Origin of the sequence: Streptomyces sp. NPDC046860 (assembly GCF_040645115.1) — a bacterium.
GTDB lineage: Bacteria > Actinomycetota > Actinomycetes > Streptomycetales > Streptomycetaceae > Streptomyces.
This window is the reverse complement of record NZ_JBEYXQ010000001.1, coordinates 68,270-88,282: the sequence shown is the minus strand read 5'-3', so window position 1 is coordinate 88,282 and position 20,013 is coordinate 68,270. Positions and strand designations below refer to the sequence as shown.

The 20,013-nt window shown below is 71.8% G+C and carries 20 protein-coding genes; 6 read left to right on the top strand and 14 right to left on the bottom strand.

What is annotated here, in order from left to right; translation table 11 throughout:
* Positions 1–109 precede the first annotated feature (109 nt).
* On the top strand, positions 110–2,188 hold the full coding sequence (locus tag ABZ898_RS00425; RefSeq protein ID WP_361651287.1) for a SpoIIE family protein phosphatase: 2,079 nt from the start codon (positions 110–112) through the stop codon (positions 2,186–2,188).
* Positions 2,189–2,255: 67 nt separating this feature from the next.
* Here the strand turns inward: ABZ898_RS00425 and ABZ898_RS00420 are convergent, their stop codons facing one another.
* The gene (locus tag ABZ898_RS00420; RefSeq protein WP_361651285.1) at positions 2,256–4,607 is read right to left on the bottom strand and encodes a transglycosylase domain-containing protein; all 2,352 of its coding nucleotides are present in this window, start codon (positions 4,605–4,607) and stop codon (positions 2,256–2,258) included.
* A gap of 234 nt (positions 4,608–4,841) precedes the next feature.
* Here ABZ898_RS00420 and ABZ898_RS00415 point away from each other — a divergent pair, with 234 nt between their 5' ends.
* A complete protein-coding gene (locus tag ABZ898_RS00415; protein ID WP_361651283.1) occupies positions 4,842–5,363 on the top strand; it encodes a PadR family transcriptional regulator in 522 nt (173 codons plus the stop codon).
* Positions 5,360–6,049: an ABC transporter ATP-binding protein gene (locus tag ABZ898_RS00410; RefSeq protein ID WP_361651281.1), complete on the top strand. Its 690-nt coding sequence runs from the start codon at positions 5,360–5,362 to the stop codon at positions 6,047–6,049. Before ABZ898_RS00415 ends, ABZ898_RS00410 begins: the two co-directional genes overlap by 4 nt.
* 20 nt (positions 6,050–6,069) lie before the next feature.
* On the opposite strand, the gene ABZ898_RS00405 is transcribed toward ABZ898_RS00410, so the two are convergent.
* Complete coding sequence (locus ABZ898_RS00405) at positions 6,070–7,038, bottom strand: hydrogen peroxide-inducible genes activator (RefSeq protein WP_361651279.1); 969 nt, start codon at positions 7,036–7,038, stop codon at positions 6,070–6,072.
* A gap of 135 nt (positions 7,039–7,173) precedes the next feature.
* On the opposite strand from ABZ898_RS00405, the gene ABZ898_RS00400 reads away from it, so the two are divergent.
* The gene (locus ABZ898_RS00400; RefSeq protein ID WP_361651277.1) at positions 7,174–7,728 is read left to right on the top strand and encodes a peroxiredoxin; all 555 of its coding nucleotides are present in this window, start codon (positions 7,174–7,176) and stop codon (positions 7,726–7,728) included.
* A gap of 3 nt (positions 7,729–7,731) precedes the next feature.
* Positions 7,732–8,265 (top strand): alkyl hydroperoxide reductase, encoded by a 534-nt coding sequence (locus ABZ898_RS00395; RefSeq protein ID WP_161178329.1) that lies wholly within the window; start codon positions 7,732–7,734, stop codon positions 8,263–8,265.
* Between the two features lie 22 nt (positions 8,266–8,287).
* On the opposite strand, the gene ABZ898_RS00390 is transcribed toward ABZ898_RS00395, so the two are convergent.
* The 6 genes from ABZ898_RS00390 to ABZ898_RS00365 form a co-directional block, all read right to left on the bottom strand.
* The gene (locus ABZ898_RS00390; RefSeq protein WP_361652245.1) at positions 8,288–9,628 is read right to left on the bottom strand and encodes an AI-2E family transporter; all 1,341 of its coding nucleotides are present in this window, start codon (positions 9,626–9,628) and stop codon (positions 8,288–8,290) included.
* Between the two features lie 145 nt (positions 9,629–9,773).
* Positions 9,774–10,472 carry a transglycosylase SLT domain-containing protein gene (locus ABZ898_RS00385; RefSeq protein WP_361651275.1) on the bottom strand — a complete coding sequence of 233 codons (699 nt, stop codon included), beginning with the start codon at positions 10,470–10,472 and terminating at the stop codon, positions 9,774–9,776.
* A 420-nt stretch (positions 10,473–10,892) separates the two neighbouring features.
* Positions 10,893–12,218, bottom strand: coding sequence for a PhoH family protein (locus tag ABZ898_RS00380; protein ID WP_361651273.1), 1,326 nt, complete (start codon positions 12,216–12,218; stop codon positions 10,893–10,895).
* A gap of 406 nt (positions 12,219–12,624) precedes the next feature.
* Complete coding sequence (locus ABZ898_RS00375) at positions 12,625–13,398, bottom strand: isoprenyl transferase (protein ID WP_361651271.1); 774 nt, start codon at positions 13,396–13,398, stop codon at positions 12,625–12,627.
* 387 nt (positions 13,399–13,785) lie between these two features.
* Positions 13,786–14,568, bottom strand: a complete 783-nt coding sequence (locus tag ABZ898_RS00370) for a methyltransferase domain-containing protein (protein WP_361651269.1) — start codon at positions 14,566–14,568, stop codon at positions 13,786–13,788.
* Positions 14,569–14,600: 32 nt separating this feature from the next.
* The gene (locus ABZ898_RS00365) at positions 14,601–15,110 is read right to left on the bottom strand and encodes a GNAT family N-acetyltransferase (RefSeq protein ID WP_361651267.1); all 510 of its coding nucleotides are present in this window, start codon (positions 15,108–15,110) and stop codon (positions 14,601–14,603) included.
* An 81-nt stretch (positions 15,111–15,191) separates the two neighbouring features.
* Between ABZ898_RS00365 and ABZ898_RS00360 the strand changes: the two genes are divergently transcribed.
* Positions 15,192–15,551, top strand: coding sequence for a DUF192 domain-containing protein (locus tag ABZ898_RS00360; protein ID WP_361651265.1), 360 nt, complete (start codon positions 15,192–15,194; stop codon positions 15,549–15,551).
* Between the two features lie 255 nt (positions 15,552–15,806).
* On the opposite strand, the gene ABZ898_RS00355 is transcribed toward ABZ898_RS00360, so the two are convergent.
* From ABZ898_RS00355 to ABZ898_RS00330, 6 genes are all read right to left on the bottom strand, one after another.
* The gene (locus ABZ898_RS00355) at positions 15,807–16,394 is read right to left on the bottom strand and encodes an OmpA family protein (RefSeq protein ID WP_361652243.1); all 588 of its coding nucleotides are present in this window, start codon (positions 16,392–16,394) and stop codon (positions 15,807–15,809) included.
* A 37-nt stretch (positions 16,395–16,431) separates the two neighbouring features.
* Entirely contained in the window at positions 16,432–17,010 is a 579-nt protein-coding gene (locus ABZ898_RS00350) for a hypothetical protein (RefSeq protein ID WP_361651263.1), read from the bottom strand.
* A 22-nt stretch (positions 17,011–17,032) separates the two neighbouring features.
* A complete protein-coding gene (locus ABZ898_RS00345; protein WP_361651261.1) occupies positions 17,033–17,626 on the bottom strand; it encodes a pilus assembly protein TadG-related protein in 594 nt (197 codons plus the stop codon).
* Positions 17,626–17,811, bottom strand: coding sequence for a hypothetical protein (locus ABZ898_RS00340; RefSeq protein WP_361651259.1), 186 nt, complete (start codon positions 17,809–17,811; stop codon positions 17,626–17,628). The genes ABZ898_RS00345 and ABZ898_RS00340 overlap by 1 nt, the downstream gene beginning before the upstream one ends.
* Before the next feature lie 113 nt (positions 17,812–17,924).
* Positions 17,925–18,650 (bottom strand): response regulator transcription factor, encoded by a 726-nt coding sequence (locus ABZ898_RS00335; RefSeq protein WP_361651257.1) that lies wholly within the window; start codon positions 18,648–18,650, stop codon positions 17,925–17,927.
* 21 nt (positions 18,651–18,671) lie between these two features.
* Positions 18,672–19,994, bottom strand: coding sequence for a histidine kinase (locus ABZ898_RS00330; RefSeq protein WP_361651255.1), 1,323 nt, complete (start codon positions 19,992–19,994; stop codon positions 18,672–18,674).
* Positions 19,995–20,013: the final 19 nt, after the last annotated feature.

Here is a 20,013-nt window from a genome sequence, read left to right as displayed (position 1 = left end):
CCGACCACGCGGGAATTCCGTTCCCGGGGCACGTATTGCGGGTATCGGGACTTCGGCGGCATCTCTCGCGCGCCCTGCGCGCAGCCCCGGACGGACGGATTCGACACGCGTGACGGAGCAGCCCACTTCCTCCTGCGGACGCCCCCAGCCGGGCGTCGCCCCCGCCGCGCGCGGGGCGCTGCTGGGTGCCCCCGCCCAGGCACGGGACAGCGCGGGCACGGGGAAGAACAAGAAGAAGGAGCGCCCAGTCAACGGCCCTGAGCACTCGCAGCCGGCCGCCGCCGAGCCCATGGGGGAACCTCCCGCACGCGCGAAGTCCAGCGTGGGGGAGCACCGTCCGCGGCCGGCGCCGGAGTCCATTCCCGCCCAGCCGGGCGCCGAGCAGGAGCGTGGCCCCGGCGCCCAGGACCGCCGCACCGGGCGCGGCGGCCCGCCGGGCCGCCCCATGCCCATGCGCCGCGACGGCGACCGGCTGCGGTTCGTCGGCGCGGCCACCCGGCGCATCGCGCGCGGTCTCGACCTGGACGAGATCGTCATGGGCCTGTGCCGCGCCACCGTGCCCACGTTCTCCGACGCGATCCTCGTCTACCTGCGCGACCCGCTGCCGGTCGGCGACGAGCGGCCCACCGGGCCGGTGGTGCTGCGGCTGCGCCGCACCGACCGCATCCCGGACGAGCGGGAGACCGAGAGCCTGCTGCTGCCGCCGCCCTTCCCGGAGCCGGACGCCGAGCCCTCGGCGCTGGCCGCGCTCTCCGGGCCGGCCGCGCTGACCGCCGAACTGTGCGAGGTACGGCCGGGCGGCGCGCTGAACGAGGTGCTGCGCGGGGTGCGCCCGGTGTTCGCGGACACCCCCGCGGCCCGCGCCGCGCTGCCCGAACTGCTCGGCGAGGACGGCGAGGCGGTCGTACCGTCTGGGCAGCGGGCGATCCTCGCGCCGCTGCGCGGGAGGCGCCGGGTGATCGGCGCGGCGGTGTTCCTGCGCCGCCCGGACCGGCTGGCCTTCGAGGCGGAGGACCTGCTGGTGGCGGCGCAGCTCGCCACGCACAGCGCGCTCGGCATCGACAAGGCGGTGCTGTACGGCCGCGAGGCGTACATCGCCGACGAGCTGCAGCGCACCATGCTCCCCGAGACGCTGCCGCATCCCACCGGGGTGCGGCTGGCCTCGCGTTACCTGCCCGCGGCGGAGACGGCGCGGGTGGGCGGCGACTGGTACGACGCGATCCCGCTGCCGGGCAGCCGGGTGGCGCTGGTGGTCGGCGACGTCATGGGTCACTCCATGACCTCGGCGGCGATCATGGGCCAGCTGCGCACCACCGCGCAGACCCTGGCCGGTCTGGACCTGCCCCCGCAGGAGGTCCTGCACCACCTGGACGAGCAGGCGCAGCGCCTGGGCACGGACCGCATGGCCACCTGCATGTACGCGGTCTACGACCCGGTCGCGCACCGCATCACCATCGCCAACGCCGGTCATCCGCCGCCGGTGCTGCTGCACCTGGGCGGCACCGCGGAGGTGCTGCGGGTCCCGCCGGGGGCGCCGATCGGCGTGGGCGGGGTCGACTTCGAGGCGGTCGAGCTGGACGCGCCCGCGGGTGCCACGCTGCTGCTGTACACCGACGGCCTGGTGGAGTCCCGGCTGCGGGACGTGTGGACCGGCATAGAGCAGTTGCGGGAGAAGCTGACCGCGACCGCGCGGCTGACCGGCCCGGACCACCCGCCGCCGCTGGAGGCCCTGTGCGACGAGGTGCTGGACATGCTCGGCCCGGGCGACCGGGACGACGACATCGCCCTGCTCGCGGCCCGCTTCGAGGGCATCGCGTCCAGCGATGTGAAGTACTGGTCGCTGGACGCGGAGGACGCGGCGCCGGGCCGGGCCCGGCGGCTGGCCCGCGCGGCCCTGGCCGAGTGGGGTCTGGAGGAGCTGACCGACTCGGTGGAGCTGCTGGTCAGCGAGGTGGTCACCAACGCGGTGCGGTACACCACGCGCCCGGTGACGCTGCGGCTGCTGCGCACGGACGTGCTGCGCTGCGAGGTCGGTGACGACGTGCCGCAACTCCCCCGGCTGTGCCAGGCGAGAGCCACCGACGAGGGCGGCCGCGGCCTGTACCTGGTCAACAAGCTGGCGCGGCGCTGGGGCGCGACCCGGCTGAGCGTCGGCAAGGTCGTCTGGTTCGAGCTGCACGGGGGCTGACCCACCGTCCGGTACGACGCGGAGGGCGCCCGGCATGCCGCCGGGCGCCCTCCGTGTGCGCGGGGTGCTACTGCCCGTCGTCCCGCTGCCGGGGGTCGAACGGGTTGCGCGGGGTGATGCCCCCGCTCGGCGGCTGCGTGGTCGGCGGTGTCGTCGGGCTCTGGGTGGGCGGCGTCGGGGTCCCGGTGTCGCTCGGGGTCTCGGACGGCGTCTCGGACGGGCTCTCGGAGGCCGGCGGCTCGCTGCTCGGGGTCTCGGAGGGCGTCTGGGACGGCGTCTCGGACGGGCTCGGCGGCGGGGTCGGGGCGACGGCGGCACCCTGGGTGGTGTCGAGGTCGAACTCGGCCCGGCCGGTCACACCGAAGGTGTAGGCCGCCCAGATCTCGGCGGGGGGCCCGCCGCCGTTGACGCGGCCGCCGCCCATGGCGCCCTTGAGCGAGACATGGGCGTACTTCTTGACCTTCTCGCCCTCGCAGCCGGTGCCGCCGGCCTTGGCCGCCTCGCCGAACAGGCCGACGGAGGTGACGAGGTCGGGGGTGTAGCCGGTGAACCAGGCCGACCGGTTGCAGTCGGAGGTGCCGGTCTTGCCCGCCACCTGCTGCCCGGCGCGCAGCGCGTCGTCGGCCACGGACCTGCGGGCGGTGCCGTCGTCGACGACGCCGGTGAGCACGGAGGTCACGGTGTCGGCGGTGGTGCGGTCCAGCACCCGCTCGCCGACCGGGTCGGGCATCTCGACCGCGCTGCCGCCCTGTTCGGCCGACTTGACGATGCTCGGGGTGACCTTGCGGCCGTGGTTGTCGAGGGTGGCGTACATGCCCGCCATCTCCAGCGGGCTGGCGCCCATGGAGCCGAGGGTCTGCGCGGGCACCGCCTGCATGCCCTCGGTGTCCATGCCGAGCCGCCCCGCGGTGTCCATCACCTTGTCCATGCCGACGTCCACGCCCATCTGCGCGAACACGGAGTTGACGGACTTGTTCATGGCCGTCTGGACGCTGATCGGGCCGTAGTTCGCGTCGTCCTCGTTGGGCGGGGCGAAGCCGACGCGGGAGCCGTGGTCGAGGACCGGGCGGCGGCTGGTGCCGTCGTAGACGGTGTTCGCGCCGATCAGCGTCCCGCTCTGGGTGGTGGCGCCGTGCTCCAGCGCGGCCGCGAGGATGACCGGCTTGAAGGTGGAGGCGGGCTGGTAGTCGGGGCGGGTCGCGTTGTCGACCCAGTGGTCGAAGTAGTCCTGGCCGCCGTAGAGCGCGACGATCCCGCCGGTCTTCGGGTCGACGGAGACCGCTCCGGCCTGGACGTCCGCGTCGACGGAGCGCTTCTTCGGGTCGAGCTTGCCGGTGAGCCGGCTCTTGACCGACTTCTCCAGCGCGGCCTGCTTCTTGCGGTCGACGTTGAGGGTGATGGTCCAGCCCTGGCCCTCGACCTTCGCCTCGGCCTCGGAGCTGGAGATGCCCTGCTGCTTCATGAGCTGGTGGCGGAGCTGGGTGTTGGCGAGCGAGACCAGGTAGCCCTTCTGGCCGGCCATGCCGGGGGCGCCCTTGGGCTCCTTGGGCACCGGGAACTTCAGGGCGGCGCGCTTGCCCGGGTCGAGCCAGTGCTCCTTGACCATGTTGTTCAGCACGTAGTTCCAGCGCTCGGTGACCAGCCGCTTGCCGGTCGGGGTGGCGGTGGACCAGTCGTACTGGCTGGGGGCCTGGAGGAGGGCGGCGAGGTAGGCGCCCTGCTCGACGCTGAGGTCCTGGGCGTCGACGTGGTAGTACGCCTGGGCGGCGGCCTGGATGCCGTAGGCGCCGCGGCCGTAGTAGCTGGTGTTGATGTAGCCGGCGAGGATGTCGTCCTTGGACTTCTCGCGCTCCACCTTCAGCGAGATGACCATCTCCTTGAGCTTGCGGGAGACGGTCTGGTCCTGGCTGAGGTAGAAGTTCTTGACGTACTGCTGGGTGATGGTCGAGCCACCCTGCTTGCCGCGTCCGGCGAGGGTGTTGAGGATGCCGCGGGTGGTGCCCTTCAGGTCGACGCCGGGGTCGGTGTAGAAGGACTTGTTCTCGGCGGCGACGAAGCTGAGCTGGACCTTGCGGGGCACCTTGGAGAGGTCGACTATCTCGCGGTTGACCTCGCCGTCACGGGCGAGGACCGTGCCGTCGCTGAACTTGTAGACGTTGCTCTGCCGCTGGGCGGCCACGTTCCCGGCCGGGATGTCGACCGACATGTACAGCGCGGCCAGGGCGCCCATGCAGAGCAGGCACAGACCGAAGACGGTGCCGACGATCTTCTTCCAGGTGAAGAGCCGGCGTATTCGGCCCTTGGCGGGCTTGCCGCCGGCGTCGCCGGTGCCGTCGGAAGCCGGAGCTGCTGAACGGCGTCCGGGTGCCGCGCGGTGGCCGCCGCGCTGTCGCGCTCGTCTCTCGTCCGCTCGTCCCATGGGTCCCTTGGCTCCGCTTCCGTCTCGGGGTCAGCTCCGAAAGCTAACACCCCTCTATCCGACAAAGGGCGTCCGATCCACACTTTTACGGACGTGAGAATGAGCACCCGCCCCAAAGGAACCGACGGGCAGGAAGGGGTCGAGGTTGCCCTCGGGGACGCCCGGAAAAGCGGACTTGCCCGTTCCGTACTCCGGTGTACGCGGGATGTATACACCGCGTGTAGAGTGCTCGCCATGTCCATCGGCCGCACCCTTCTCGGACTCCTGGAGTCCGGCCCCCGGCACGGTTACGACCTCAAGCGGGCCTTCGACGACACCTTCGGCCACGACCGGCCGCTGCACTACGGGCAGGTCTACGCGACCATGTCCCGGCTGCTGAGGGACGGCCTGGTGGAGGTCGTGGGGATCGAGTCCGGCGAGGGACCCGAGCGGAAACGGTACGCCGTCACCGACGCCGGCGTCAGCGACGTGGAGAGCTGGCTGTCCGCCCCGGAGAAGCCCGCGGACCACCTCCGCCCGGCCCTCTGCACCAAGATCGTCCTCGCCCTCCTGACCGGCCGCGACGCCGCCGCCGTCCTCGACGCCCAGCGGGCCGAGCACCTGCGCGCCGTGCGCGCCCTGAAGGACCGCGGGGACGAGGGGAACCTGGCCGACCGGCTGATCCGCGACCACGCCCTGCTCCACCTCGACGCCGACCTGCGCTGGCTGGAATCGGCCGCCGGGCGCCTCGGAGTCCGTACCGAGGTGGTCGCGTGACCCCGCCCGACGGCCCGCTGCTCACGGCCCACGGCCTGCGCAAGTCCTACGGACCGGCCACCGCCCTGGACGGCGCCGCGTTCTCCGTCCGCCCCGGTGAGATCGTCGCCGTGACGGGCCCCTCCGGCTCCGGCAAGTCCACCCTGCTGCACTGCCTCGCCGGGCTCGTCCGGCCCGACGCCGGGTCGGTCACCTACGCCGGGACCGAGCTGACCGCGATGAGCGACGCCGAGCGCGGCGCCCTCCGGCGCGGCGAGTTCGGCTTCGTCTTCCAGTACGGGCAGCTGATGCCGGAGCTGACCTGCGTGCAGAACGTGGCGCTGCCGCTGCGGCGGAACGGCTCCTCCCGCAAGGAGGCGGAGCGGGCCGCGCTCGGCTGGATGGAGCGGCTGGAGGTGGCCGGGCTCGGGCGCGCGCGGCCCGGCGAGATCTCCGGCGGCCAGGGCCAGCGGGTGGCGGTGGCTCGGGCGCTGGTCACCGGGCCCCGGGTGCTGTTCACCGACGAACCGGCGGGCGCGCTCGACCCGTTCGAGGGCGAGCGCGTCATGGAACTGCTCACCGGCGCCGCCCGTACCGCCGGTGCGGCCGTCGTCCTCGCCACCCGCCAGGCGCGGGTCGCGGCCTGGTCCGACCGCGAGAGCGCCGTACGTGACGGCCGGTCACCGGACCTGCGGCGCACCGCCTGACCGGCTCCCGCACGGGGCGATCAGCCCGTCCCCGCCACGATGCGCACCGGCAGCGGGCACATCGCCTCGCGCAGCGCGTCGGCCAGCTCCTCGTACTCGGCGCGGCGGGCCGCCGACGTGCGCATGGCGAGGGCGATCCGGCGGCTCGGCGCGGGCGCCGCGAAGGAACCGGTGAGCACCTTGCTGCCCCGGGTGGCCTCCAGCCGTATCGCGGTGCGCGGCAGCAGGGTGCAGCCGAGGCCGCCCGCGACCAGCTGGACCAGGGTGGACAGTCCGGCGGCGGTCGTGGTGACCGGGGCCGTGCCCCCGCCCCGGATCTCCCGGCCGGCCTCCCGGCAGATCTCCAGCGCCTGGTCGCGCAGACAGTGCCCCTCGTCCAGCAGCAGCAGGTTCAGCTCGCGCAGCGCCTCGCGCGGGATGCCGCTGCGGCAGCCCAGTTCATGACCGAGGGGCGTGACCAGCACGAAGTCCTCGTCGAACAGGGGAAGTTCACTCACCCCGGGCACCCCGAGCGGGACGGCGAGCAGCAGCAGGTCGAGCCGCCCGGAGTGCAGGCCGTCCAGCAGGCTGGCGGTCTGCTCCTCGTGCACCTGGAGGTCGAGGAGCGGATAGCGCTCGTGCACCAGGCGGAGCACGGTCGGCAGCAGGTACGGGGCGACCGTCGGGATGACACCGAGCCTGAGGACACCGGTGAACGGTGCCCGGACGGCCTCCGCCTCCTCCAGCAGCGCCGCCATCTCGGCCAGCACCGCCTTCGCCCGCACCGCGAGCCGCTCCCCCTCGGGCGAGAGCAGCACCTTGCGGGTGGTCCGCTCCACCAGGGCCACCCCGAGGGTCTCCTCCAGCGCGGCGACCGCTCCGGACAGGGCGGGCTGGCTCGTCCCGACGGCGGCCGCGGCGTCCCGGAAATGCAGGTGCTCGGCGACCGCGGCGAAGGCACGCAACTGCGCCAGGGTCGGCTGTTTCCGCTTGCCGCTACTGATGGTCACTGATAGCCACCTCCGATCAACCGGACCGAGTGTAGCTATTTCACTAATCAATCCACCCTGTGCCAACATCGGCCGAGTCCAACCCATGGGAGACATCCCGCGACCCGGGGTGTCCCCGCGCTGCAAGGAGAGCACGTGCTCACTGTCGGTGACAAGTTCCCCGAGTTCGAACTGGCCGCCTGCGTCTCGCTGGAGAAGGGCGAGGAGTTCGCGACGATCGACCACAAGACCTACGAGGGCAAGTGGAAGATCGTCTTCGCGTGGCCCAAGGACTTCACCTTCGTGTGCCCGACCGAGATCGCCGCTTTCGGCAAGCTGAACGACGAGTTCGCCGACCGTGACGCGCAGGTCCTCGGCTTCTCCGGTGACTCCGAGTTCGTCCACCACGCCTGGCGCAAGGACCACCCGGACCTGACCGACCTGCCGTTCCCGATGATGGCCGACCCCAAGCACGAGCTGATGCGCGACCTCGGCATCGAGGGCGAGGACGGCTACGCCAAGCGCGCCGTCTTCATCGTGGACCAGAACAACGAGATCCAGTTCTCCATGGTGACCGCCGGTTCCGTCGGCCGTAACCCCAAGGAGGTCCTGCGGGTCCTGGACGCCCTCCAGACGGACGAGCTGTGCCCGTGCAACTGGAGCAAGGGCGACGAGACCCTGGACCCGGTCGCGCTGCTGGCGGGTGAGTGACCCATGTCCCTCGACTCCCTCAAGTCCCGCGTCCCGGACTACGCCAAGGACCTGAAGCTCAACCTGGGCTCGGTCATCGGCAACTCCGACCTCCCCGCGCAGCAGCTCTGGGGCACCGTGCTGGCGACCGCGATCGCCTCGCGCTCCCCCATCGTGCTGCGTGAGCTGGAGCCGGAGGCGAAGGCCAACCTGTCGCCCGAGGCGTACACGGCGGCCAAGTCCGCCGCCGCCATCATGGCGATGAACAACGTCTTCTACCGCACCCGGCACCTGCTGTCGGACCACGAGTACGGCACCCTGCGCGCCGGTCTGCGGATGAACGTCATCGGCAACCCCGGCGTCGACAAGGTCGACTTCGAGCTGTGGTCCTTCGCGGTCTCCGCGATCAACGGCTGCGGTCTGTGCCTCGACTCGCACGAGCAGGTGCTCCGCAAGGCCGGTGTCGAGCGCGACGTGATCCAGGAGGCGTTCAAGATCGCCTCCGTCGTGCAGGCCGTCGGCGTCACGCTGGACGCCGAGGCCGTGCTGGCCGAGTAGTCCCCCCGGCCGAGGGCCTCGCTCACTCCTGGTGAGCGAGGCCCTCGGTGTTTTCCGGGGCGCTCTCCGCCGGCGCGCCGGAGCCGCCGGACCCGCCCGGCTCGGCGGGCACTTCGGCCTCGGCGGACTCGCTCTCGAACGACGCCGTCGCCTGCTGCGAGTACTGCCGCAGGTATCCCACCACCGTGTTGGTCACCGCCACCAGCGGGACGGCCACGACCGCGCCGCCGATGCCGGCCACCATGCCGCCGGCCGCGACCGTGAGGACCACCGCGAGCGGATGGACCCGCACCGCCCGGCCCAGGATGAACGGCTGGAGCACATGGCCCTCGATCTGCTGGACCGCGAGCACCACCACCAGCGTCATCAGGGCGGCGAACACGCCCTGCGTCACCAGCGCGACGACCACCGCCAGCGCGCCGGAGGCGACCGCGCCGACCAGCGGGATGAACGAGAACAGGAAGATGAAGACGGCCAGCGGGACCGCCATCGGCACGTCGAGGAAGTAGATCCCGAGACCGATGAACACGGCGTCGATCAGGGCGACCAGGACCGTGCCACGGACGTACGCGGTCAGGGTCTCCCAGGCGCGCGGACCGGCACCGGCCACACCCGGACGGGCGGCGGCGGGCACCAGCTTCAGGAACCACTCCCAGATCCGCCTGCCGTCGTAGAGCAGGAACAGCGTCGAGAAGAAGACCAGCAGAATGCCGGTCAGTGCCTCGACGACGACCTGAACTCCCTCCAGACCGGCGGACGTTATCTGGTCGGTGTTGGCCCCGACGGCCTCGCGCAGATTCTTGGCGATCTGGTTGATCTGCTTGTCGGTGACGTGGAAGGGGCTCTTCAGCAGCCAGTTGCGCAGATCGTCGATGCCGTTCTGGATCTGGCTGGAGAGCGTGTCGATGTTCTCCATGACCTGCCAGGTCACGAACCAGCCCAGCAGGCCGATGATCACGAATCCCGATATGGCGGTGAGCGCCGTCGACGGACCGCGCGGCATGCCGTACCGCATCAGCCGGGCCACGGTCGGCTGGAGCAGCGCCGTGACCAGCAGGGCCACCACGAACGCGAACACCACGAGCTGAACGGCGCTGATGACCCGCATCAGCACCCAGACCGTGCCCGCGAGGACGAGCAGCCGCCAGCCGGCCTCGGCCGCGACCCGCACCCCCCACGGCACGGCGTGCGCCGGGTCGGGGCGCGGGGCGGGCGGCGGAGCGGGACGGGGGGCGGGGACGGCCGCGGTCTCCACGGGCACGTCGGATACGGCGTGCTCCTTCTCGACCTCGGCGCGGCGCTCGTCCAGGCGCTCACTCATCTCGGTCAGACCGGCACCGAGCCGGCCGAGCCATCCTGGCATTCGCGTCATGTTCCGTACCCTTCCCCCGCGTCCTGGCCCCACTCCGTCCCACAGGGGGGCCGTCCGAGGACGACCGTACAGTGCGAAAGCCCCTCACCCCGGGAAGGGGGAGGGGCTTTGCCGGGTCGAGTGTCCTGAAGGAGACTCAGTACCAGTGGTTGGCCTGCCAGAAGGTCCACGCCTCGCACGGGCTGCCGTAGCGGCTGTCCATGTAGTTGAGGCCCCACTTGATCTGGGTGGCCGGGTTGGTCTGCCAGTCAGCGCCCACCGAGGACATCTTGGAGCCGGGCAGGGCCTGGAAGAGACCGTAGGCGCCCGAAGAGGCGTTGACGGCGCGGTAGTTCCAGCTCGACTCGTGGTTCACGATGTTGCTGAAGCACTGGAACTGGCCGGCGCCCACCATCTGCCGGGCCATGGCCTGGATCTGGGCGACGGAGTAGCTGCTCTGCGGGGCGAAGCTGGAGGCGTCGCGGACGTCGCTGCGGCTGGCGGCGGCGGCCTTGGTCTCGGCGCGCTCCTTGGCCAGCTCGGCCGCCTTCTCGGCGTCCTTCTTCTTCGCGATGGCCGTCTCGGCCGCGGCCTTGCGAGCCGCCGCCTCCGCGTCCTTCTTGGCGCTCGCGTCGGCCGCGATGGCCTGCGCGTCGGCCTGCTGCGTCAGGGACGCGGTCTGGACCTGCGCCTGCTGATCCGCGGGGAGCTCAGCGAGAAGCGTGGCGTCGGCGGCCGTCGGCTCGGCGTCGTTGTTCTGCGCGACGCTGCCCGAGGCAACTCCGACGACGCTTCCCACGGCGGTGACCGCGGTGGCCGAGGCCACTGCGAATCCCCGGACCGAAATCCGGCTCACACGGTTTCCTTCCAGCACCGCCCGCTTCGGTGACCCTGGCGGGCGCAATCGTGCCCCCTGACACTGGCCTCCCAACTGAAGGGTCACGGGAGACACGGGCCCGGTGGGAACTCCCGCACGGGGAGCGCCGCGTGATGCTCGGGCGGCATACGACGACGCTATGGAGTTGGCGACTTGCTCCGTCGGATCGTGCCTGCCGGGGGGGCTGGCGCGGGCCTCGGGGTACAGGTGTGTCGTATGCGGGGCCTGACAGGAGTGAGACTCTGCCGTAACCCGGAGGCGAGTGGCAATTCCGTGTTGCGTGTGAAAGCTCACACCTCGTTTGGCCCAAGGTAATTCAGGAAACCCCCACGCGCGAAGACGCCGCCCGGCTAAGCTCTTCGGCTTCTCCGGGCGGCGCCTGTGGCGTCCGAGGACGGGTCAGATGTGGCCGTCCTCCAGCATTTCGGTCACCAGCGCCGCGATCTGGGACCTTTCGGACCGGTTCAGCGTGACGTGCGCGAAGAGCGGATGCCCCTTCAGCTTCTCCACGACGGCCACCACGCCGTCGTAGCGGCCGACCCGCAGGTTGTCCCGCTGCGCCACGTCATGGGTGAGCACCACCCGCGAGTTGGCGCCGATCCGGGAGAGCACCGTCAGCAGCACGTTGCGCTCCAGCGACTGCGCCTCGTCCACGATCACGAAGGCGTCGTGCAGCGAACGGCCGCGGATGTGGGTGAGCGGGAGGACCTCCAGCATCCCGCGCGCCGTGATCTCCTCGATGACCTCCCGGCCGGCCACCGCCCCGAGCGTGTCGAAGACGGCCTGGGCCCAGGGGCCCATCTTCTCCGCCTCGCTGCCCGGGAGGTACCCCAGCTCCTGCCCGCCGACGGCGTACAGCGGCCGGAAGACCATCACCTTCTTGTGCTGACGGCGTTCCAGGACCGCCTCCAGGCCCGCGCACAGCGCGAGCGCCGACTTGCCGGTGCCCGCACGGCCGCCCATGGAGAGGATGCCGATGTCCGGGTCGAGCAGCAGGTCGAGCGCGATGCGCTGCTCGGCGCTGCGGCCCTTGATGCCGAACGCCTCCCGGTCGCCCCGCACCAGCCGGACGTTGCCCTCCGGGGTGATACGGCCGAGCGCCTTGCCGCGCTCGGACTGGATGGTCAGTCCGGTGTGCACGGGCAGCTCGGACGCCTCGGGGACGAACACGTGGCCTTCCTCGAAGAGGATGTCCACCTGTTCACCGGGGAGCGCCAGCTCGGACATGCCGGTCCATCCGGAGGAGTCCGTGATGGCGAGTTCGGCGCGGTACTCCTCGGCCAGCAGACCGACCGAGGACGCCTTGATCCTGAGCGGCAGGTCCTTCGACACGACGGTGACGTCGAAACCCTCGGCCTGGAGATTCCGGGCCACCGCGAGGATGCGGGAGTCGTTGTCCCCCAGTCGGTAGCCGCTGGGCAGCACGCTGGGGTCCGAGTGGTTGAGCTCGACACGGACGGTGCCGCCGAGTTCCCCGATCGGGATGGGGGCGTCGAGACGGCCGTACCTGACCCGGTAGTCGTCCAGCAGGCGCAGGGCCTGGCGGGCGAAGTAGCCGAGTTCGGGATGGTGCCTCTTGGCCTCCAGCTCGGTGACCACCACGATCGGGAGCACTACCTCGTGCTCCTCGAACCGGGTCACGGCGTTGGGGTCGGCCAGCAGGACGCTGGTGTCGAGAACATAGGTGCGCCGGTCGGGCTTGTGGCGCTTTGTGCTGGTCACCACGGAAGGACGTACCCCCTCGGATGAGGTCGGGGAGCGACGAAGTGGACCTGGACCGGTCTCAAGGCCCTCGCGCGCGCGGCGGGCCGGCGACCGGTCCTCCGCGGCTGCTGCCGTGCGCGACGCACGGTCGGGCTGGTGCAAAGGGCCTCCCGGGCGGGCGACCCCGTGCCGCCCGCTGAGTCCGACGCCCGTGGTTCGGGTGTCGGCCTGAGAGCGTTATGCCCTCGAACCAGGCCGGCCATGCAGAACGGGCCACCGGCAGGCCGGTGAACTCCTTGTTACATCCCGGCGGGGGCGGGTAGACGCGCACACCCCGCCGGGCGGGTGCCGACGGGGTGTACGGGATGTTCCGGGTCGCTGAGGCCGGGGCCACGGGGGGCCACAGGCGGCCCGCCGGGGAGGGGGCTCAGCCGCCGAAGCGGCGATGGCGTGCGGCGTAGTCGCGCAGGGCGCGCAGGAAGTCGACCTTGCGGAAGGCCGGCCAGAAGACCTCGCAGAAGTAGTACTCCGAATGCGCGGTCTGCCACAGCATGAACCCGGAGAGCCGCTGCTCACCGCTGGTGCGGATCACCAGGTCGGGGTCGGGCTGGGCGCCGGTGTAGAGGTGGCGGCCGATCATGTCGACGTCCACGGACTCGGCGAGGTCGGCCATGGAGACGCCCTTCTCCTGGGCGTCGGCCAGCATGGAGCGCACCGCGTCGGCGATCTCCTGACGGCCTCCGTAGCCGATGGCCACGTTCACCGTTATGCCGTCGACGTGGGCCGTGCCCTCCTCGGCCTCCTTAAGGGTCTTCTGCATCCCGGCGGGCAGCAGGTCGCGGGTGCCCACGTGGTGCACCCGCCAGCGGCCGTCCTCGGCGAGGGTGCGTACGACCCCGTCGATGATGTCGAGGAGCGGGCCCAGCTCGTCCTGCGGCCGGTCGAAGTTGTCCGTGGACAGCAGCCAGAGGGTGACGACCTTGACGTCGGTCTCGCTGCACCAGCCGAGGAACTCCTCGATCTTCTCGGCGCCGACCCGGTGGCCGTGGACCGTGCTGGACCCCGCGGCCTTGGCCCAGCGGCGGTTCCCGTCCATGATCACGCCGATGTGCTCCGGCACCGACGCGTGGTCCAGGTGACCTTCCACCCGGCGTGCGTAGAGCCTGACCAGCAGGCCGCGCAGCTTGTCGCGCAGGTTCACGTGAGAGCCCCTCCAGTACGGCCGCGGTTGCGGTCCCCGCGAAGGGCGAGCCTAACCCGCGCGACTCACGCCCAAGAAAAACGGGCCGGTCCGTGGGGGGGGATACGGACCGGCCCGAGGGGGGGTTTCCACCATAACCCTTCGTGAGGGCAGAAGCGTTCCCCGGCGCGCCACAACTACTCTGCGGAGTCGTCCGGCGACGGCGGGGTGAGCGCGGAACGCTTGCTTCCATGGTGTCCGGTGGCCGATTCACAGCGGATTCCCAGGCGTTTCGTCCCGTCAGCGAATGATCATCAGGTTTTCAGGCCACTTCGGCCGTACCGGCCGTAAGCGCCCCGCGTCCCCCCGACGGGCGACCCGCCGACGAACGGTGACTTGACGATTCCGCTACGCGACGGCCGGCCTCCGGGCCACGAAGAGGTGGCGCGTGCTGTGCGCCACGAACGGCCCGTCGGCCGTGATCCGCCCGTGCAGCGCGCGCAGCCGGTCCTCGTACGCCCCGACGGTGAACCCCGGCACCATCCAGACCACCTTGCGCAGGAAGTGCACCACGGCGGCGATGTCGTGGAACTCCATCCGCAGCCTCGCCGTGCGCACCTCCTCCACCTCCAGCCCGGCCGCCCGCGCGTCCGCGCTCTCCCGCTCGGGATGCCGGGCTTCGCGCACCGCCCGCGGCTGGGGGCCGAGGAAGTACTCGACCAGCTCGAACGCGCTCGCCGGTCCGACGTGCTGCGCGAAGTACGTACCGCCCGGCCGGAGCACCCGCGCGATCTCCGGCCAGTCGGGGCGGACCGGGTGCCTGCTCAGGACGAGGTCGAAGGCGCCGTCCGCGAACGGCAGCGGCGAGCCGTCCCGCGCGGCGACGACCACGACACCGCGCGGGCCGAGCGACGCGTGCGCCCGGGCGACGTTCGGCGGCCGGCCCTCGGTCGCGGCGAGCAGGGCGGGACGGCCGGGAGCGGCCGCGTCCAGCGCGGACCCGAGCACCTCGCCGCCGCCGGTCTGCACGTCCAGCGCCGCCCCGGCGCGCGCCAGCCGATCCCCCGCCGAGCGGGCGTACCCCCACTCCGGCCGCTCCTCACTGGCCCGGCCCGCGAACCAGGAGAAGTCCCAGCCGTCGGTGGGCACGGCCGCGCCCTCGGCCACCAGTTCCTCGAAAGACCCGTCCATAAGGACATCGTTCTGGAGGCGTGGGCCGGCCGTCACGGGGTTTTCGGGGCGGGGCGGGCAGCCGGGGCCCGGCCGTCGAGGGCCGGGCCGAGGACCAGGAGGAGGTGTCCGTCCTCGTCGGGCGCCCCCACGCGCGTGAAGCCGTGCTTCTCCAGCAGGGCGACCGAGGCGATGTTGCCAGCGAAGGGATCGGCGTACAGGGGGCGCACCGGCTCCTCGGCGAGGAAGAGGCCGAGGGCGCGGCTGCCCACACCCCGGCGCCAGTAGGGACGGCCCAGCCAGTAGCCCGTGAAGCGTCTGCCGTCGTCCTGCGTCCAGGAGACGACGTTGCCCGCGACCTCACCGTCCACGACGACCGTGCGCACCAGGCAGTCGGGGTCGGGAAGGATGCGGGTGCGCCAATGGCGGAGGAACGCCTCCCGGGGGCGCGGGGTGAAGCGGGATCTGCGGACGGCCTCGGGGTCGTGTTCGAAGGCGAGGAAGACTTCGAGGTCGTCCTCGGTCACACCGCGCAGGCGTACGTCTTCGGGCTCGGCTGTCATGCCCCGGAGTGTGGCAGGGGGCACTGACAATCGCGTGGGGCGCGGGACGGGTGGGTACGGTCCCGGCGGAGGTGGGGCGGGATGGGGCACTGGCGGGACGGCCACGGGACGCTGACGGTCCATCGGCGGCAGGGGGACGAGGTGCGCGTGCCGCTGGAGTTCGCGGTGTCCTACCGGGCGCGGACCAGGGGGCTGCTCGGACGGGACGCGGTCGAGGGGGCGCTGCTGCTGTCACCGGCCGCGAGTGTGCACACCTTCGGCATGCGGATGGCCATCGACGTGGCCTACCTGGACCGCTCCCTGCACGTCCTGGCCGTCCGCACGATGCCACCGGGCCGCCTGGGCCTGCCCCGGCTCCGGTCCCGGCACGTACTGGAGGCCGGGGCCGGGGTGATGGCCGGGTGGGGGGTGGGGGTGGGGGTGCGGGTGTCGGTGGGCTAGGGCCTGTCTTCCGGATCAGGCCGGCTCGGGCCGACGGCGCCTTCGGGCCGACCCGAGCGGGGTCTGGTGCGTGCGGCTGCAAGGCGGAGGAGGGCGTCGACGCGATGGGGGTCCCCCCGCGCGAGCGCAGCCGAGCGTGGGGGAGTCGGTAACCGACGACAACGCCGCTGGGGGTCCCCCCTGCTCGCAGAGCTTGGGGGAGTGCGTGCCAGGGCCCGCGACCCCGGCAAGATCCGGAAGACAGGCCCTAGACGGTCACTGGGCGGTGCGGGGGAAGGAGACCTCCACGCGGCGGTTCTTCTTGCGGCCGGACTCGGTGGAGTTGTCGGCGATGGGGTACTGCTCGCCGTAGCCGCGTACCTCGAAGGTGACGCCGGGGGCGTTGAGGTCCTGGTCCAGCACGGCCTGTACGGCGTTCGCCCGGCGCTTGGAGAGGTCGTCGCCGTGGGCGGAGGAGCCCAGATCGTCGGTGAAGCCGAAGACGCGTACGCGGGTGGCCTTCTGCTTCTCGATCTCCGCGGCGATGGTGTTGATGCGGGCGCGGGCCTCGGGGCCGAGCTTGGCGCTGTCCTTGCCGAAGAGGACCTCCGCCTGGAGGGCGAAGGTGACGTCGGCGTTGGTGTCCTCGCGGCGCTCGTCCCCGCTCTGGTCCTCGACGACGGACTTGATGTCCAGCACCTTCGCCCCCGCGAGCGTGGCGCCCTCCGGCAGCTTGAGGTCCGGGTCGGTGGGGTCCACGTCGACCGGCGCGGCGGCGCTGGGCTCGGTGCCGGGGGGTTCGCTGGGACCGTCGGCATGGGCGGGGGTCAGGGGCGCGAGAAGCGCCGCGGCGGCGGCGGTCACGAGGAGGCGGGCGAGCCGGGTGGTGGTCACTTGGGCCTCAGCCGGAGATTTTGAGGGGGGCACTGGAGAAGGTCGGCAATTGCAGCGTCACTTCCGCGGTGCCGGCGGGCGGGGCGGGGAACTGGATGAAGACCGGAATGGTCTGACCCGGCTGGATCGTCGTCAGCCCGGTGGTCGTCAGCGGCCGCCCGTCGGTGTCCCGCAGTACGTAGTACCGCTTCTTCCCCTTGGGGTCCACGAGGGTCGCGCCGCCGAGTGACGTGCCGTGCTGCACGATCTCGGTCTCGTCGCCGCGGAGTCCGGACGGAATCACGAGCGACTTCGCGCCGTCGTTCTTCAGATTCCCGTTCACGGTGACGAAACCGCCCGCGTCGCGGTCCGCGGAGACGACCTGGAGCATCAGACCGTCCTGGCCGCGCAGTTCCGCGATCGGGTCCTGGGACTTTCCTTCCTGAGTGCTCGGCCCTGACCCTTCGCTTCTCGAAGCCGATGCCGAGGGCTCGGGCTTCTTGTCGTCGCCGTCGCCTCCGCAACTCACCACGCCAACGGCAAGACCCGTCGCGATGGCCAAGGCGACCGCCCCCCTTCGAGCCCTTGCAGTGAATCCGATACTCATCGCTCCGCTTCCTTCGTCGCTGTCAATTCACCGGTCGATCGGCCAGGTGGACGTCAAAGAGATCTTCGGGGCCGGGAAGGTCGCCGTCGCCGTCCGGCTTGAGGTCCCACAGGGTTCCGTCGCAGTCCAGGCTTGGCAGCGCGTGCGCCGCTCCGGACAGTTCGAATGAGCAGAGCGGCTTGATCACGGCGGTCGCGGAGGCCGAGGACTTGAGATCGTCCGTGCCGGGCACGACGGAATCCCCGACCGTCTTGTTGGTCGTGACATCGGCGGTGTATTCCAGTGCGGTGCCGCCGCAGTCGTCGAGCTGCGCGTCGTTCTGTTCCGCCAACTGACCGGCCCGCGTGCACGGGTCGTCGATGTCGACGGTGCCGGCGAAGATGTCGTCCCACTTGGTGGGGTCGAGAATGTCTTCCACCCACGCGTCGGTCAGCTGGTCGCGTACGTCCTGTGCGGCCGCGAGGGCCGCGGCGTCGGCCGCGGTCTGGGCGCCACCCCGGTTGACGGCGGCCTGGCCCACGGCGAGATAGGCCAGCGCAAGAAAGAGCAGGCCCGCCACCACCGTGATGTAGATGGGGAAGGCCTGCCCGGCGTCGCCGTCTCGGCGAGGGATCATCACACGATTCTGTTGATCTGCGTCATGATCTTGTCGAGGATCGCCGATCCGATACTCGTTCCCGTCACCGCGAGCACGATCGCCACCACCACAGCGATGATTCCCAGGTACTCGACGGCGGTCTGGCCCTTGTCGTCGCTGCGGCGCTGCATGGCAACCAACAGCTTCAGAATCTGATCGCTCATGGTGTTCCCCTCCGGATTCGCCTCCGATCCGCGCACCGTACGGTGTCGGGAGGAATCGGGCCCAGGGTCCGTGGGCCCAGTTCTGGGCCCAGTGCGGGGGGATCGTGCGCATCTCACCGCACCCCCAACCACTTGGCCGTCGCCTGGGTGCGGTTGGTGGTGTGGAGTTTGGCGAAGATGTGGTTGATGTGGTTCTTGACGGTCTTCTCGCTGATGAAGCAGGTCGCGGCGATCTGATGGTTCGTCATGCCGGACGCGACGAGGTCCATGATCTCCGCCTCCCTGATACTCAGTTGAAAACTCGACCGGAATGACTGTCCCACAGGGGATTGCAGTTGCGAAAGTCCTTTTGCGGACATCTCCCTGGGGAGGGCGGGAAGTTCAGGCTCCGGATGTGCATTCGCAGCCGGTGGCAACAGGGCCCGGGCCGCGCCCGGCGTCACATGCGGACGCCCCTCGCACACGTCCCGCACCGCCCGCACCAACTGCTCCGTGCCGAATTCCCCGTGCACCAGATATCCCCCCGCCCCCAGCCGCAGAGCCTCCCGCACGGTCTCCGTCTCGTGGCTGTAGGTCAGCATCATGACGGGCGCCAGCCGGACCAGGTGGGGCAATGCCGAGATTCCGTCGACACCCGGCATCCGGACGTCGAGGAGGACGACGTCGGGCCGGTGCCGCAGCGCGGCCTCGTACGCCTCGCGCCCGTCCGCCGCCTCGGCCACCACCGTGGTGTCCTCGCGGCCGGAGAGCAGCGCGGTGAGTCCGGCGCGGACCACGGGGTTGTCGTCGGCTACCACGAGGCGCAGCGGGGCGGTGGCGGGCGCTTGCGGGAACGGCATCGGAGGTCTCCTTTCGCGAATTCAGACGGGCAGGGGGAGTTCGACCCCGATCTCGGTGCCGGAGCCGTCCTCGCCCCGGCCGATACGGATGCGCGCCCCCGCCGACGCCGCCCGCTCCACCATGCCGAGCAGTCCGAAGTGGCCCGCCCCGCGCAGGGTCTGGAGGGTGGTGCCCGCCGGGAGGCCCCTGCCGTCGTCGTGGACGGCGAGGCGGAGCAGCCCGTCCCGGACGCCCGCGGTCACGAGGACCCGGGTGGCGTCGGCGTGGCGGTGGGCGTTGTCGAGGGCCTCGGCGGTGAGGGCGAGGAGGGCACGGGTGGTGGACGCCGGGAGGGGCGGGACCGGGCCGGCGGCGAGGTGGCAGGTGACCGGGAGGCCGGTGCGGGCCGTGAAGTCGGCCGCCTGGAGGTTGAGGCGCGGCCAGAGCGGTGCCTGCGGCGTCTCCTCGCGGAGGTCGGTGAGGAGTTCGCGGGACTCCGCCGCCGCCCGGCGGGCCGAGCGGGCGACCAGTTCCGCCTCCCGGCGCAGCCGCCCGGGGTCGGGGGTGGCGGCGGAGGCGGTGGCGGCGAGGGCGTCGGAGGCGAGGGCCACGCCGTGCAGGGTCTTGGCGAGCGAGTCGTGCATCTCGCGGGCCAGGCGCGCCCGTTCGGTCTGTACGGCCTCCGCCGCGGCCAGTCGGGCGCGTACGGCCGTCAGGGCCTGGGTGGCGGTGCCGAGCCGGAGCATCAGGTTGCGCAGGGTCGAGCCCATGGCGCCGGTGATCACGCACAGGCCGGGCAGCAGCAGGGCCTCGGCGGGGCCGGTGTGCCGTTCGGCGTCCAGGGTGGCGTGGACGAGGAGCAGGATCAGCGACTGGAGCGAGGCGAAGCAGGCGGCGGCACGCCAGCCGTAGAGGAGGCCGGCCAGCAGCGGGGTGCAGACGCTGACGTAGGCGAGGGTGGTGTCGGGGCCCGCGGAGACGAGGAGGAGCGAGCCGAAGAGGGTGTCGGCGGCCAGGAGGCTCGGGTGGCGCAGCAGGAGGGGGCCGAACCGTCCCCAGTCCCGGAAGAGCACGTACGACGCCATGAACGTGACGACGACGGCGGCGCCGACCAGCCGGGCCCCGAGACCGGGCGCGGCGTTGAGCAGCGCCGCCGGAGCGGCCAGCACGATCATCGCCAGCCGGAATCCGAAGACCTGCCGTCCGACGGCCTGCAGGGCACGGACCTGGAGTCCCTCGGGGGGCGCGCCGGGCCCGCCGCCCGGGCCGGACTCCGCACCTGCCCCGGCTTCCGCCCCCGCCGCTGCGCCGACGGCGTCCCGCGCGTCCGGGAGGCCCTCCGCGTCACCGCCCGGTCGCCGCACGGCCCACCCCCCTGCCGGG